Source organism: Azospirillum isscasi, from assembly GCF_030849505.1.
GTDB classification, from domain to species: Bacteria; Pseudomonadota; Alphaproteobacteria; order Azospirillales; family Azospirillaceae; genus Azospirillum; species Azospirillum isscasi.
Genome location: NZ_JAUJFI010000017.1, coordinates 1 through 14,804, shown reverse-complemented (window position 1 = coordinate 14,804; position 14,804 = coordinate 1). Strand labels below are relative to the sequence as shown.

Below are 14,804 nucleotides of genomic sequence, written 5' to 3'. Positions count from 1 at the left end.
TGTCGGCGTTAACCATAATCCGTAGCGTGAATATGGGCTGCGAACATGCAGGATTCAAGAACAAAAAGAGAACCTGCGGCTTGGCCGTGAGGATCGAATCTTCGAATATTTTCAGAAAACTAAGTCGAAATCAGAGCAGCCGCGGTCACGCTGCGGCCGAATCGGACCGACTCGGCACAGATGGTCATGGATTCGCACGGTCAAAGAGGGGCGAGACAAAGAATTCCGCCACGCGAATCCGCGGCTTTTCTTGCGGATTCCCGCCAAATACGCGCGGTCAGACGCGCAGGCAGCGCTGGATATGAACCGCCACCCCGGCGACGGCGGCGCGCTCGATGGACGTCGGGCGGCAGCCGGGGTCGGTGCTGACCGGCAGCAGATGCGGCGGGAAGAAGCGGTAGCCGCAGACCGTTCCGTCGCCCACCGTCACCACCACGTCCCCCGCCTGCGGCGCCAGCACGTCGAGCGGTTCCAGCACCACGCAATCGTCCGGCAGGACGCCCGCGGCGTTCAGGCTGGTCGAGGCGATGGTCAGCGCGAAGGCGCGGCGCGAGGCCGGGCGGTCAACCGCGATGCCCCGCGCCCCGCCGCTGAGCGCCGCGGCGATGAAGGCTTCGCCCGCCCGCCGCCCCAGTTCCAGAAAGGCGCGCACCTGCTCCACCGACAGCAGCGGCACCCGGGCGACGGGCGGGTAGGCGGCCTCGTCCAGAAAGCGCGGTTCGGACCCGGCGACGCGGGCCAGCCGCCCCAAGGTCTCGGCGCTGGGAACGCTGCCCCGCGCCGGGTCGCGCAGGAAGCGCGTGATGTTGGTCGGCGTGACCTCGGCCAGCCGCGCCCAGGCCCCGGCGCTCCAGCCCTGGGCCTCCATCACGCCGGTCATCCAGCGCAGGATCGCCCGCCGCGTGTCGTCCATGCCGCCGTCCTCTCCGCCGAAAGAGCGCCCTATAAGAGAGAACGTTGAAAGAACGCGCAAGGTTTCTTCGCTTACGTCGCAATTTCGCCGAGGATGCGCTGCGATTTCGCAGTATCGCGTCGGACTCCCCTTTTCTCCGCCTTCGCCCTTTCCTCCCCCCTTGCGACCGGCCCCTATTGCGGCCGACGAAGCGCGCCGCCATCTGGAGGGCGCCAGACCATTCCGGAGGAACCGATAATGATCGTCACCAGCACCGACACCGTCGAAGGCCACCGCATCACCCAGTATCTGGGCATGGTCGCGGGTGAAGCGATCCTGGGCGTGAACATGTTCCGCGACCTGTTCTCCGGCATCCGCGACATCGTCGGCGGGCGGGCCGGCGGCTATCAGAACGCGCTGCGCGACGCCCGCGAGGCCGCCTTCGCCGACCTTCAGGACGCCGCGCGGGCGCTGGGGGCGGACGCCATCGTCGGCGTGGACATCGACTACGAGGTGTTGGGCAAGGAGAACGGCATGCTGATGGTGTCCATCAACGGAACCGCCGTCCGGCTGGGCTGAGTTCCCCCAACCGTCTAGGCCGATTGACCGCCTGGACGGGCGGCCGCACCCCCTTACACTGCCTCCCCGCATCGAAAAGGACAAACGATCGGGAGGGATGACATGCGTGCACTGGCGAAACGGCTCGGCGGCCTTGCTCTGGCCGCCGGGCTTTTCTGCGCGGCGCCGGCCCTGGCCTTCGACGGCCTCGTGGAGAAGAAGGTGTTCGAGATGCCGTCCTACACCACGGTGGGCGGCGGCACGATCAAGAACGTCCGGATCGGCTGGGAAAGCTACGGCACGCTGAACGACGCCAGGGACAACGTCATCCTGGTCACCCATTTCTTCAGCGGCAACAGCCACGCCGCCGGGAAGTACAAGATGGAGGACCCGGCCCCCGGCTATTGGGATTCCATCATCGGGCCGGGCAAGCCGCTGGACACCGACAAATATTTCGTCATCAGCTCCGACACGCTGGTGAACCTGTCGCCCAAGGACCCCAACGTCACCACCACCGGCCCGGCCAGCGTCAATCCCGACACCGGCAAGCCCTACGGGATGAGCTTCCCGGTCGTCACCATCCGCGATTTCGTCAATGTGCAGAAGGCGTTGCTCGACAGTCTCAACGTGAAATCCCTGCACGCGGTGATGGGCGGGTCCATGGGGTCGCTCCAGGCCCTGGAGTGGGCGGCCTCCCATCCGGAGATGGTCAAGCGCGTGGTCGCGGCGATCGGCGGGGCCGAGGCCGATCCCTTCCTGATCGGCTGGCTGAATCTGTGGGCCGCCCCCATCCGCGTCGATCCGAACTGGCAGGGCGGCGACTATTACGGCAAGGCGGAGCCGAAGGCCGGGCTGACCGAGGCGCTGAAGCTGGTGACCCTGCACGCCCGCCATTGGAAATGGGCCGACGCCACCTTCGGCCGCGGCTGGGCCGAGGAAGGCAAGGACCCCGCCGCCAGCATGAACAACCAGTACGCCATCGAATCCTGGCTGGACAAGGCGGCGGCGGCCCGCGCCGCGGTCAGCGACGCCAACCACTTCCTGTATCTGGTGAAGGCCAACCAGACCTTCCTGGTCGGGGGTGGCGGGTCGCTGGACGAAGGTTTGGCGAAGATCAAGGCGCCGGTTCTGTTGATCCCCTCCGCCGACGACCTCGTCTTCCCGCCGGAACGCGCCATGCGTCCGCTGAAGGAGCGGCTGGAGAAACAGGGCGTGGCCGTGACCTACACCGACGCGATCACCACCAGCCTGGGCCACCTGGACGGCATCGCCAACATCGCCAAGGCGGGGGACGCCATATCGGCCTTCATGGCGAAGTAACGGGCGGACGGATCAGCGACGCCACAGACCAGAGGCGCCTGTGTGTGGACATCACGACCGCGACCGGCGACACCGGCCACGTCATGGTCGTGATGGGCGCACCGGCCAGCGCCGGGACGGGCCGGTCTCAGGGTCCGACGTAATGCGGCTTCAGCTTCGCCTGATCGCCGACATAGACGTCGCAGCGGCTGTCCTGGCCGTCGAAGAAATACACCTGACCGGTCTTGCGCTTGTTCTGCGGGTCCGACAGGTTCGCCCCGCCGGAGAAGGCGACGCCGTAGCGTTTGTCCGGGGTCCGCGCCCAATAGAACCCGTCCATCTCCTGTCCGAAGGCGCCGCGCTGGCACAGATGCGACAGGGCGGCGTCGTACCTGGTCAGCCCGTCCAGCCCCTTCGGCAGATTGTAGACGGCCTGACTCCGCACGAAGCGGGTGCGGGGCGGAATGGTTTCCTTGGGGATGAAGGGGCGGCTGGGTGCCCGCATATGGCCGGGATCGGTCCGCTCCACCCGCATCGGGTCCGCCGCCGCGGGCGAGCCCAGCAGCATCAGCAGCAGCGGAACGGCGGCAAGGGCTCTCATGGCGCTAAGATGGAAACTACGATGGCGGCAGGATCATAGCACGGAATGCCCGCCGCCGAGGAACGGCTGCGGCGCGGCAAATTCGTCAGAATTCAATAACATGTTATTTTTCAATACATTAAGAGGTGTTCCTAAAGCGAATCGGGAAGTGATTCACCAAAGAAATTTCTCATATCTTGGTTTATCAAACAGCCATAAACCATTCTTTTCATTGTGATTATCAAATCCTCTCCCCCTCGCCGTCCAGATAGCGGGTGATCGTCGCCAGGAAGTCCTTCGGCCGGATGGGCTTGGGCACATGCCCGTCGAATCCGGCGTCGGAAAAGCGCCGCATGTCCGTGGGGGTCGACAGGTTGGTCACCGCAATCACCAAGGTGCGCGCCAGTTCCCGGTCGGCGCGGATCATCCGGACCACATCCACCCCGGACAGGCCGGGCATGACCACGTCCATGACCACCAGATCGGGCTTCAGCCCGCGCATCAGTTCCGGCACGCCCCGCGGGTCGTCCGTCTCCACGACGCGATGGCCGCCTTCCTCCAGGCAGCGGACGAACAGCTTGCGCATCAGCGCGTTGTCGTCGACGACGAGGATGGTCCGTGCCTTGTCCGGCGGTTGAGCGTCCATGGGGCCGGTCCTTCCTGTCAGGGCGCCTTGCCGGTCGCGGCGGACGGAGCGTCCGACAGCCACCAGGAGTCGAAGGAGATCGAATACGGCGGCAGGGCGTCCGGGCGCTTCAGCCGGTTCCAATAGGCGACGCGGTAGACGCCGGAATACCAGTGCGGCACCACGTAATGCCCCCACAGAAGCACCCGGTCCAGGGCCGAGACGGCGGCCATCAGATCCTCCCGGCTGTCGGCGCGGACGATCTCCCCAATGAGGTGGTCCACCGCCTCGTTGCGGACGCCGGCCAGATTCTCGCTGCCCGGACGGTCGGCGAAGGCCGATCCCCAAAAGCCGGTCTGCTCGTTCCCCGGAGACAGGGACTGCGGCCAGACATGGACCACCATGTCGAAATCGAAGTCGCGGGTGCGGTTCTCATACTGGGCCGTGTCCACCGTCCGGATGCTCGCCCGGATGCCCAGCCGCTTCAGATTCTCGATGAAGGGAAGGGTCACCCGCTCGAAAGTAGGGCTGTCCAGAAGGATCTCGAAGTCCAGCGGCTTGCCGGTCGCGACATCGACCCGCACCCCGTTGCGCACGTCGGTCCCGGCTTCGTCGAGCAGCCGCTTGGCCTCCAGCAGGTTGTGGCGCAGCCCGTTCGGCCCATCCGTGCTGGGCGCGCGGTAGGGCTTCTCGAAGACTTCGGCGGGGATTTTCCCACGCAGCGGCTCCAGGATCGCCAGTTCCCGCCCCTGCGGCACGCCCTGGGACTGGAGCGGCGAATTCTCGAAATAGCTCTCCGTGCGCTTGTAGGCGCCGTAGAACAAGGTCTGGTTCGTCCATTCGAAGTCGAAGGCGTGGGCGATGGCCCAGCGCACCTTGGGGTTCGCGAAGACCGGGCGGCGCGTGTTGAACACGAAGCCCTGCATGCCCGCCGGCACCTCGTTGCGGATCTCCTCCTTCACCACCTTGCCGTCGCGCACGGCGTCGAAGCCGTAGCCGGTGGCCCAGGTCTTGGCGACGTTCTCCTGGCGGAAGTCGTACAGCCCGCCGCGGAAGGCCTGGAGGGCGACGCTGGCGTCCCGGTAATACTCGTAGGCCATGCTGCCGAAGTTGTTCCGCCCGACATTCACCGGCAGATCCGCGCCCCAATAGTCCGCGACCCGCTCGTAGACGATGCTGCGGCCCGGATCGAAGGCGGCGATGCGGTAGGGGCCGCTGCCCAACGGCGGGTCCAGCGTGGTCGCCTGGAAGTCCCTGCCCTGCCAATAATGCTTCGGCAGCACCGGCAACTGCCCGATGATCATCGGCAGCTCGCGGTTGTCGCCCGGCTTGAAGGTGAAGCGGACGCGGCGGTCGCCCTCCGCCGCCACCGTGTCCACCGCGCCGTAATAGCTGCGGTAGAAGGGGTGGCTCTCCGTCAGGATGTTGAAAGAGAAGACCACGTCGTCGGCGGTGACCGGCTTCCCGTCGTGCCAGCGCGCGGCGGAGCGCAGGTTGAAGACGATCGAGGACCGGTCCGCCGGCATCTCCACGCTCTCGGCGAGCAGGCCGTATTCGGTGAAGGGCTCGTCCCCCGACCCGGTCATCAGCGTGTCGTAGATCAGCGTCGCCCCGACCGCCGGCACACCGCGCAGCGTGAAGGGGTTCAGCGTGTCGAAGGACCCGATGGCCTGGAGCGTCACCTTCCCGCCCTTCGGCGCGTTCGGATTGACGTAATCGAAGTGCCGGAAATCCGGCCCGTATTTCGGCTCGCCGTAAAGGGCCATGCCGTGGCGCGGCTGCGCGCCCGCCGGACCGGCCACGGCGGCTGCGATCAGCCCGATCAGTACACCTGCGGCCACACGGCGCATGCCCTGTCCCCCTCGTTTCCTCCGGAGCCGCCGGCCCCGGTTTCCGTCTGATAACATGTGGGAGAGGGGCGGCGGTACGAAACCCCTTTCTTCGCCCGCCGCGGGTCCGGACCCAGCGATTTGCTCTGGTGTGCCGACGGGCTTGCGGTCATGGTTTTCGGCAATCCGCGCCGATAAGCGCGACCAACCAGGAGGGTTACCGCATCGTGTCCGCCGAATTCACCGTTTACGGCAATCTCAATTCGCAGCCCGCCACCCGCGTCGTCCTGTTCCTGTCCATGGCCGGCGTTCCCTTCGCCTACCGCCATGTCGACCTGCGCGGCGGCCAGCAGAAATCGGCGGACTACCTCGCCATCAACCGGTTCGGACGGGTGCCGACTCTGGTCCATGGCGGCCTCAGCGTGTCCGAATCGGGGGTGATCCTGACCTACCTCGCCGAGAAGACTGGCCGGTTCGGCGGGCGGGACGAGCAGGAAAAGGTGAAGCTGGCCGAATGGCTGTCCTGGCTGGCCGACGTCCTGCTGCCGGTTCAGCGCGCCCGTGCGGTGCGCAAGTTCAACGGCGATCCCAACGCCCTGCCCTGGATCGACGCCGCGGCGGCCAGCGGGCTCGCCCAGTTCGACCGCCATCTGGCGGGCCGGACCTTCATCGAGGGCGAGCGGGTCACCATCGCCGACATCTTCGCCTTCCCCTGGATCGACCTCGTGGAGGAGTCGAACATCGACATCGCCGCCTACCCCAACGTCCAGGCGTGGCACGCCCGCATGCTGGCCCAGCCCGGCGCCAAGCGCCAGATGGAGCTGATGCCGCAGACGGACGTCGGCTGACGCAAAAAGAAATGGCCCCCACCCGCGGACCGGATGGGGGCCATTCCTGTTCAGGCGGAACCGTTTACTTCTTGGCGCCGGCGGACGCCACGAAGCTGTCGTAGGGCAGTTCGGCGACGCGGAACCAGAGCTGGGTCTCGTCCAGGAACGGCTTCCAGCTCTCGTAGATGGTCTTGAAGTTCGGGTTGGTCTTCGCCAGCTCGTCATACAGATCGAAGGCGATCTTGTGCGCCTGCTCCATCAGGTCGCGCGGGTAGGCGCGCAGGATGGTGCCCTTGGCGACCAGACGCTTCAGCGCGCGGGCGTTCTCCGCGTCGTAGCGGGCGGTCATGTAGGTGTTCGCCTCGGCGCAGGCGGCGGTCAGGATCGACTGATAGGACTTGGGAAGCTTCTCCCACTCCTGCAGGTTGACGTAGAGCGAGACGTTCGGCCCGCCTTCCCACCAGCCCGGGTAATAGTAGTACTTGGCGACCTGATGGAAGCCCAGCCGCTCGTCGTCGTAGGGGCCGACGAACTCGGTCGCGTCGATGGTGCCCTTTTCCAGCGCCGGATAGACGTCCGCGCCGGCGATCTGGGTCGGGGTGGCGCCCATCTTCGCCATGATCTGGCCGGTGATGCCGGCGATGCGGATCTTCAGGCCCTGGAAATCCGCGGCGGTCTTGATTTCCTTGCGGTACCAGCCGCCCATCTGGGCGCCGGTGTTGCCCGCCGGGAACTGGATGACGTTGTGGTTCTTCATAAAGGCGCGCATCAGGTCCAGGCCGCCGGCCTGGAACCAGGCGTTGGTCTGGCGCGCGTTCGGGCCGAACGGAATGGCCGTGTCGAAGGCGAAGGTCGGGTCCTTGCCGACATAGTAGTAGCCGCAGGTGTGGCCGCACTGGACCGAACCGTTCTGCACGGCGTCGAGCACCTGGAGGCCGGGCACCAGTTCACCGCCCGGAAAGGCGCGGATCTGGAACTTGCCGTCCGTGCTCTCGGCGACGCGGCGGGCGATCAGCTCCGAAGCGCCGAACAGGATGTCGGTGCTCTTCGGGAAGCTCGACGCCAGACGCCACTGGATTTCCGGCTGCGACTGCGCAATGGCCGGCGCGGCCACGCCGGACACCGCCAGCCCCGCACCCGCGGCCACAGTGCCTGCACCCGCCGACTTCAGAAACGCACGTCTTTTCACGATTCTTCTCCCGTGGACTCCGCCTTCCCTTTTCGATTCAAGCAGCCCGTGCGACCACTTGTTGCGAGGGAATTTTCACCGGCGTAACAAAGCAGCGTTTTCGTTCCGGTTCATCGCACAAATGCGCATGACAGGTCTTCGCTGGTCCCGCCGGATTACCCTCGCGCCTCAGCTTTTCCGCCCCAGGAAGGCGGAAAGCGGCGGCAGGACCAGCGTCCGCCCGTCCGCGGCGACCTCCGGAACCGGTGCTCCCGGCGGGCGCGGCAGGTCCAGCGCGGCCATCGGCGGCCTGCGTTTCAGCGCGTATTCCGCCGGCTGGTCGGCAAGGTTGAAAACGGCCAGCAGATCTTCGCCGCCCGCCGCCCGCTCGAAGGCCAGGACGCTGCCGGCCTCCTCCACCGCCTCCACCCCGCCCAGCGTCAGCGCCGGATGGCGGCGGCGCAGGCGCAGCGCCTCCCGCCAGAGGGCCAGCGGGCTGCCGGGGCGCCGTTCCTGTTCGTCCACGGCCAGGGCGCGGTGGGTTTCCGCCACCGGAAGCCAAGTTTCGGCGGCGCCGGAAAAGCCGGCGTTGGGTGCGCCGGACCGCCAGGGCATCGGCGTGCGGCTGCCGTCGCGCCCCTGGAAATCCGGCCAATAGGCGATGCCGAAGGGGTCGCGCAGGTCTTCCTGCTCCAGCACCGCGTTGGGCAGCGCCAGTTCTTCCCCCTGGTAGAGGCAGACGGTGCCCGGCAACGCGGCGAACAGGGCGGCCAGCAGGGCGTTGAAGCGCTCCGGATCGGCGCCGGGCGGCAGCCAGCGGCTGGCCGCGCGCTCCACGTCGTGGTTGGAGAAGCTCCAGCAGATCGCCTCGGGCCGCGGCGTGCCGGCCAGCGCCGCGGCGAAATTCGCCGCGGTGAAGGGCTGCTTGGCCAGCGACAGGCTGTAGGCGGCGTGCAGCCCCTGCGGCCCGCAATAAGCGGCGATGCGCCGCGCCGCTCCTGGCTGGCTCGACAATTCGCCCAGCAGCACCCGGTCCGGATAACGGTCCACCACCGCGCGCAGCCGGGCCAGCACGGTGTGGACGGCGGGGTGCATCATGTCGTGGAGATGCTGTTGCAGGGCGAACAGCTTGGCCGGCGGCTCCGCCGCGGTCCAGGCCGCGGCGGGGTTGGAGCGGAGCTGCGGGTCGTGGGCGAAGAAATCCACCGCGTCGATGCGGAAGCCGTCCACCCCGCGCTCCAGCCAGAAGGCGGCGGTATCGCACAGCGCCTGAAGCACCGCCTCCTCGTGCAGGTTCAGAGCGGGCTGGCCGGGCAGGAAATGGTGCAGGTAATACTGGCGCCGCCGCGGCTCCCAGGTCCAGGCGGGGCCGCCGAACACCGACAGCCAGTTGTTGGGCGGCGTTCCGTCCGGGCGCGGGTCGGCCCAGACATACCAGTCCGCGAACGCCCCGCCGCGCGACCGGCGGCTGGCGGTGAACCAGGGATGCGCGTCCGAGGTGTGGCCGCAGACCAGATCGAGGATGACCTTCAGCCCGTGGCCGTGCGCCGCCTCGACGATGCGGTCCACCGTCTCCAGCCGGCCCATGCGCGGATCGACCGCCCGGTGGTCGGTGATGTCGTAGCCGAAATCCTTCTGCGGCGACGGGTAGAAGGGGCTGATCCACACCCCCTGCACGCCGAGCGACGCCACATGGCCGATGCCCTCCAGCACCCCGTCCAGATCGCCCCAGCCGTCGCCGTTCCGGTCGAGGAAGCTGAGGGGATAGATCTGGTACAGCGCGGCGCCGCGCAGCCAGGAAGACGCCTGGGACATGGGGACCCTCCACACGAGACTCGTGGAAAGGGTCCGTCCATACCCCTAACGATCGGTTACCGGCCCATCTTTGGTCACGGCTCCCGCCGCGGCGGCGTCAGGCGCAGCCAGGGCGCCCAGACCTGCCGCATCGCGTCGCTCCACAGCCGCATCGGCGCCGCCCAGAGGGCGAGCATCGGGTTGGCCGAAGCCAGAAGCGCCGGCCCCATCGTCCCGCGCAGCGCGTCGAAGGAGGGCGTGGCGGTGATCTGGATGGCGATCGTCTCGGCCCCGCGCTCCGGATCGTCCCGATGCAGGATCTGGATGTCCAGGTTCGGCAGGGCGGCGGTCAGCTTGGTCTCTTCCATCGTCCATTCCCCTTGATGCCCGCGCCATGGTCGCCGAACGGCGCGCCCGCTGCAACCATGCAACCAAAACACCGCGCCGATGTTTTCCGCAGGCAACCGATGGGGAATTCGCCATGGATGGGCCGCGATGGATGGGCTGACGGGCACCGATCCCGGTGCCGACGCGGAGGAAGCCGCGGCCTGCGCCGGCCTGACCTATGTCTGCGACGACGCGCCGGGAATCCGCCGCCGCCGCGCCGGCAAGGGCTTCGTCTACCGGTGGCCCGGCGGCGCGCGGGTGACCGAGAACGACACGCTGGAGCGCATCCGCAAGCTGGCGATCCCACCGGCCTACCGGGGCGTCTGGATCTGCCCGGACCCGGACGGCCATCTCCAGGCGACGGGCCGCGACACGCGCGGGCGCAAGCAGTACCGCTACCACCCCCGCTGGACCGAGATGCGCGAGGGCACAAAGTTCGGGCGCATGCTGGACTTCTGCCGCGCCCTGCCCGCCATCCGCCGCCAAGTGGACGCCGATCTGGCCCGCCGCGGCCTGCCCCGGGAAAAGGTGCTGGCCGCCGTGGTGCGGCTGCTGGAAACCACGCTGATCCGCGTCGGCAACGAAAGCTACGCGCGGGAGAACCGCAGCTACGGCCTGACCACCCTGCGCGACGACCATGCGGACGTCGAGGGGGCGGAGATCCGTTTCACCTTCACCGGCAAGTCCGGAAAGACCTGGAACGTCGCGCTGAAGGACCGGCGTCTCGCCCGCGTCGTCGGCGCCTGCCGCGACGTGCCGGGGGACGAGCTGTTCCAGTACATGGACCGCGACGGCCAGCGCCACGCCGTGAGTTCCGGTGACGTGAACGACTATCTGCGCGCCGTCACCGGGCAGGACTTCACGGCGAAGGATTTCCGCACCTGGGCCGGCACCGTCCTGGCCGCCATGGCGCTGCGCGAGTTCGAGAGCTTCGACAGCGCCGCCAAGGCCAAGCGCAACGTCACCCGCGCCATCGAGCAGGTCGCCGCCCGCCTCGGCAACACCGCCAGCGTCTGCCGCAAGAGCTACGTCCATCCCGAGATCCTGGACGCCTATCTGGAGGGCAGCCTGCTGGAGTCCCTGACCCGCGAGGTCGAGGCGGAATTGCGCGAGGAGCTTCCCGGACTGGAGGCGGAGGAGGCCGCCGTGCTCGCCTTCCTGCGCGAACGGCTGGAGCGCGAGCGCCGGTCCCGTACCGGCGAGGGCCGGCGGCGGCGCGCGGCCTGAAGGCGGTCAGGCGTCCGAAGGGCCGGGAAGGGTCAGCCCGTCGCCCCAGCCCAGCCGGCGGGCGGCCTTGAAGGCGGTGCCGTCGCGCTTGCCCAGAATCCGCTCCGTCCGCGTGCCGTCTCCGGCGCACAGCTTGAAGCCGATGCGCCCGTTCCCGGCGTTCCAGGGCGGCGCGATGATGCGGGCCTCCGGACGGGCGGCGGGCTGGCGGGAGGCGGCGATGTAGACGAACTTCTCGTCCTCCCACGGCACCTCCGCCCCCTTGGCCTGACGGTGCAGGCGGGAGCGGGCGACCCGGCGGGAGAAATGGCACCAGTCCGGCGCGGCCAGCGGGCAGGCCGCGCCATGGACGCAGGGCGCCACCAGATGGGCGCCCGCGGCGATCAGCCGGTCCCGCGCCCGGACGATCCGCGCCCAGCCGGCGGGGGTGCCGGGCTCCACGATCAGCAGCGTCCCGGCGGTGAGGTTCCAGAGCCGGTCCACCAGCCGGTCGCGCGCCGGTTCCGCCAGCTCGTCCAGCACATAGGCCAGCGTCACCAGATCGCGCGGCGCCAAACCGGGCAGATCGCCGGCGGCGTCGCCGGCCCGCCATTCGATCCTTGCGGGGGCGGCCCCGCGCGACAGCGTTTCGCCGACGGCGCGGATGGCCGGGCTGCCCTCGATCAGCAGGGCGTCGTCCAGGCTGGCCCAGCAGTCGGAGGCCGCCCACAGCGCCGTTCCCGGCCCAGCCCCCACGTCCAGAGCGGTGACCGGCGCGAAGCCGGGGAGCGCCTCCGCCACCGCCTCCATGCCGGAGCGGACGGCGGCGAAGGTCGCGGGCAAACGGGTGGCGAGGTAGGCCCGCGCCGCCAGATCGTCCGACAGGTGAAAGCGCCCGTCCCGCACCTCCGCCCGGTAGCGTTGGGACAGGCGGTCCGCCGCGCGCTTCAGGTCGGACAGGGCGATGCCGTCCAGCGCGCGGTCCACCGCGTGGCGGAGCGAAGGGGGAAGTTCCATGGGTCCGGAAAAGAGCAGGCTTGGATGTTAGCCTGTTAGCACGCCGCCCGCCGTTGCGGAAACGGACAATGCGCGGAACCGGCTACGCCCGCACCTGCCGCAGGAAGTCGTTGACCGCGCCGTTCAGCGTGCCGGCCACCTCCGACAGGCGGTCGGCGGCCCCCATCATCGCATCGGCGGAGCGTCCGGTGTCCACCGCCACCCGGCTGACGTCGCCGATGTTGGAGGACACGTCGGTGTTCATGCACTCCACCATGCGCACGTTGTGGGTGATTTCGGAGGTGGCCTGCCGCTGCTGCTCCACCGCGGCGGCGATGCCGGTCACGCTCTCGCCGATGACGGCGATGGTGGAGCCGATGCGGGCGATGGCCTCCACCACCCCCGTCGTGGATTGCTGGATGCCTTGCACCAGCGTGGCGATCTCCTCCGTCGAGGACGCCGTTTGGGAGGCGAGCGCCTTCACCTCGTTGGCGACGACGGCGAAGCCCTTGCCGGCGTCGCCGGCCCGCGCCGCCTCGATGCTGGCGTTCAGGGCAAGGAGGTTGGTCTGCTGGGCGATGGCGGTGATGATGGCGACCACCTCGCCGATCTTCTGAGCGGACTCGGACAGGCCCTTGGTCAGCCCGTCGGCGCGCCGGGATTCGGTCACGGCGTCCTCCGCCACGTCGCGGGAGTGGGCGATCTGCCGCCCGATCCCGTCGATGGAAGCGGAAAGCTGCTCGCTGGCCGAGGCCACGGCGCCGACGTTGCTGGTGGCGTTGCCGGCGGCGTCCGCGGCGGCGCGGGTGCGCTGCGCGGTGTCCGACGCCATGCCGGCCACGGCGCGGGCGGAATCGGTGACCTCCCCCGCCGCGACGGACAGCGACCCGGCCACCGCCTGGACGGTGCGCTCCAGCCCGTCCGCCAGTTCGTTCATCAGGGCGCGGCGTTCCTCCTCGGCCCGCCGCTCCTGGTCGCGGCGGGTCTCCTCGGCGCGCTGGCGGGCGTCCAGGGCTTCGCGGAAAGCGTGGACCGCGCCGTGGATGTCGGCGATCTCGCGCAGCGGCGAGGGCCGCAGGGCCACGGCGCTCTCGCCGTGGGTCAGCGCCTGGAGCGCCCGGCTGGCGTCGCGGACCGGCTGCATGATGAAACGGTACCCCAGCAGCATGTTCAGCCCGCCGATCAACCCGATCAGCGCGAAGGCGCCCAGCGCGATCAGCGTCAGCCGGTCGAGCACCGCCGTCAGCGCCGCCGCCCCGTCCTGGCTGCGCGCGGTTACCTCTTCGGAGGCGGCGTTCATCCGCTGCACCAGCCCATCGACCAGCGCCCGGACCTCCTGGTTGCGGGCGTGGGCGTCGGTGGTCAGGCGCAGCACGTCGGTGCGCTGCGCGAAGGTCTCGTCGAGCGCCGCGAAGGACGCGATGTCGTCGGCGACGCTCTCGAACTCGTCGGCGCCCGGCAGGTGCCGGCGCAGTTCCATCGCCTTGGCCATATGCTCCCGGAACTGGCGCAGGTCGTTGCCGACCGCGGGCGGGTAGAGCTGGGACGGCAGGCGGGTCAGCAGGAACCTGGCGTCGCGGATGGTCGAGAAGAGCGCGGCGAGCCCCTGCTCGTCCGCCGGCTGCGCCGCCGCGCGCATCGCCGCGGACAGGCCGCGGGCGACGTCGCCGGACAAGCTCTCGGCACGGCCGATGTTGAAGCCGAATTTCTTGTCCAGCGCCTCCACCCTGGCGCCGATGGCCGCGGCCTCGCGGCTGGCCGCGACGGCCTTGGCGACGGTCCCGGCGATCTCCGGCGCGGCGTTCGCGGACATGCGGGCGGCGTGGGCGTCCAGACCGGACAGCGCTTCCGCGCGGGCGGCCTCGTCGGTGCCGGCGATCACCGCCTCGCCCAGCTTGGCGAGCCGTTCCGCCTCCAGCGCGACGCGCTGGTTCTCGGCCACCCGCTGCGCCAACTCGGCGTTGCCGTTGGCGATGCGCGCCGCCTCCATGGCCGTCATGCCGCCGAACACCGCCAGGGCGGCCACCACCGTTCCCGCAATCAGGCAATCCACCACCACGACCTGAAAGGTCGAGCGTTTTGCCCGTTCACCCGTACCGGACACCATCTCCACACCTCATCCGCAGCGTTCCCCCGGAATCGTCGTTTTTCCGGACAGACCGCGGGGCGGCCCGACCGGGGCTTTTTTTGTTTGAGTACCTATATGATCGGGGATGCGGAGATGAGGCTATTGTGGAAAACCGAAGATGGCGCCCGACCGTCCGGTGGGCGCCATCCTCGGTTGCAACAGGTGCTGTGGAACGGGGGACGAAACGACGCCGTTACAGGCCGGCGCCGGTTCCTCCGGCCAGAGCGACGCAGACGCGGTCCCGGCCCTCCAGGCTGCCGCAGCCGCCGCTGCGCTGGGACACGAAGCGGATGACGACCCGCTCGCCCTTGCCGACCGCGTTGGGCGGCAGCATCGCCTCGGCGACCAGGGTCTCCACCGTCCGCGACGGAGCCCGGCCGGTCCTGGCCGCCGTGGCCTTCGGCGCGTCCCGGTCGGTGGCGGGAACGAATTCCGCGGGCGGGCCGCCAAGAAGCCGGACGAGCTGCAGGACGTGCTGCGCGGCATCGGGCGGGCCGGCGACCTGACGCACA

At 69.0% G+C, this 14,804-nt stretch carries 13 protein-coding genes and 1 pseudogene; 4 read left to right on the top strand and 10 right to left on the bottom strand.

Going from position 1 to position 14,804, the window contains the following annotated elements; genetic code table 11:
• Positions 1-277: 277 nt before the first annotated feature.
• Positions 278-913 (bottom strand): XRE family transcriptional regulator, encoded by a 636-nt coding sequence (locus QSG27_RS05850; protein ID WP_306704192.1) that lies wholly within the window; start codon positions 911-913, stop codon positions 278-280.
• 237 nt (positions 914-1,150) lie between these two features.
• On the opposite strand from QSG27_RS05850, the gene QSG27_RS05845 reads away from it, so the two are divergent.
• Together QSG27_RS05845 and QSG27_RS05840 are read left to right on the top strand one after the other, a co-directional pair.
• A complete protein-coding gene (locus QSG27_RS05845) occupies positions 1,151-1,471 on the top strand; it encodes a heavy metal-binding domain-containing protein (protein WP_306704191.1) in 321 nt (106 codons plus the stop codon).
• Positions 1,472-1,573: 102 nt separating this feature from the next.
• Positions 1,574-2,770 (top strand): E22 family MetX-like putative esterase, encoded by a 1,197-nt coding sequence (locus QSG27_RS05840; protein WP_306704190.1) that lies wholly within the window; start codon positions 1,574-1,576, stop codon positions 2,768-2,770.
• Positions 2,771-2,897: 127 nt separating this feature from the next.
• Here the strand turns inward: QSG27_RS05840 and QSG27_RS05835 are convergent, their stop codons facing one another.
• From QSG27_RS05835 to QSG27_RS05825, 3 genes are all read right to left on the bottom strand, one after another.
• Positions 2,898-3,350 carry a hypothetical protein gene (locus QSG27_RS05835; RefSeq protein WP_306704189.1) on the bottom strand — a complete coding sequence of 151 codons (453 nt, stop codon included), beginning with the start codon at positions 3,348-3,350 and terminating at the stop codon, positions 2,898-2,900.
• 220 nt (positions 3,351-3,570) lie between these two features.
• Positions 3,571-3,975, bottom strand: a complete 405-nt coding sequence (locus QSG27_RS05830; RefSeq protein WP_306704188.1) for a response regulator — start codon at positions 3,973-3,975, stop codon at positions 3,571-3,573.
• A gap of 17 nt (positions 3,976-3,992) precedes the next feature.
• Complete coding sequence (locus QSG27_RS05825) at positions 3,993-5,804, bottom strand: extracellular solute-binding protein (RefSeq protein ID WP_306704187.1); 1,812 nt, start codon at positions 5,802-5,804, stop codon at positions 3,993-3,995.
• A 206-nt stretch (positions 5,805-6,010) separates the two neighbouring features.
• Between QSG27_RS05825 and QSG27_RS05820 the strand changes: the two genes are divergently transcribed.
• Positions 6,011-6,631, top strand: coding sequence for a glutathione S-transferase family protein (locus tag QSG27_RS05820; RefSeq protein WP_306704186.1), 621 nt, complete (start codon positions 6,011-6,013; stop codon positions 6,629-6,631).
• A gap of 64 nt (positions 6,632-6,695) precedes the next feature.
• Here QSG27_RS05820 and QSG27_RS05815 read toward each other — a convergent pair whose 3' ends face one another.
• From QSG27_RS05815 to QSG27_RS05805, 3 genes are all read right to left on the bottom strand, one after another.
• Positions 6,696-7,802 (bottom strand): TRAP transporter substrate-binding protein, encoded by a 1,107-nt coding sequence (locus QSG27_RS05815; protein ID WP_306704185.1) that lies wholly within the window; start codon positions 7,800-7,802, stop codon positions 6,696-6,698.
• A gap of 168 nt (positions 7,803-7,970) precedes the next feature.
• Positions 7,971-9,596 carry an alpha-amylase family glycosyl hydrolase gene (locus tag QSG27_RS05810; RefSeq protein WP_306704184.1) on the bottom strand — a complete coding sequence of 542 codons (1,626 nt, stop codon included), beginning with the start codon at positions 9,594-9,596 and terminating at the stop codon, positions 7,971-7,973.
• Positions 9,597-9,670: 74 nt separating this feature from the next.
• Complete coding sequence (locus QSG27_RS05805) at positions 9,671-9,943, bottom strand: hypothetical protein (protein ID WP_306704183.1); 273 nt, start codon at positions 9,941-9,943, stop codon at positions 9,671-9,673.
• A gap of 127 nt (positions 9,944-10,070) precedes the next feature.
• Between QSG27_RS05805 and QSG27_RS05800 the strand changes: the two genes are divergently transcribed.
• Positions 10,071-11,189 (top strand): DNA topoisomerase IB, encoded by a 1,119-nt coding sequence (locus QSG27_RS05800; protein WP_306704182.1) that lies wholly within the window; start codon positions 10,071-10,073, stop codon positions 11,187-11,189.
• 6 nt (positions 11,190-11,195) lie between these two features.
• Here the strand turns inward: QSG27_RS05800 and QSG27_RS05795 are convergent, their stop codons facing one another.
• The 3 genes and pseudogenes from QSG27_RS05795 to QSG27_RS05785 all read right to left on the bottom strand — a co-directional run.
• Positions 11,196-12,185, bottom strand: coding sequence for a small ribosomal subunit Rsm22 family protein (locus tag QSG27_RS05795; protein WP_306704181.1), 990 nt, complete (start codon positions 12,183-12,185; stop codon positions 11,196-11,198).
• 82 nt (positions 12,186-12,267) lie between these two features.
• On the bottom strand, positions 12,268-14,271 hold the full coding sequence (locus QSG27_RS05790; RefSeq protein ID WP_306704180.1) for a methyl-accepting chemotaxis protein: 2,004 nt from the start codon (positions 14,269-14,271) through the stop codon (positions 12,268-12,270).
• Between the two features lie 214 nt (positions 14,272-14,485).
• A pseudogene (locus tag QSG27_RS05785) lies at positions 14,486-14,804 on the bottom strand (hypothetical protein); the annotation flags it as partial.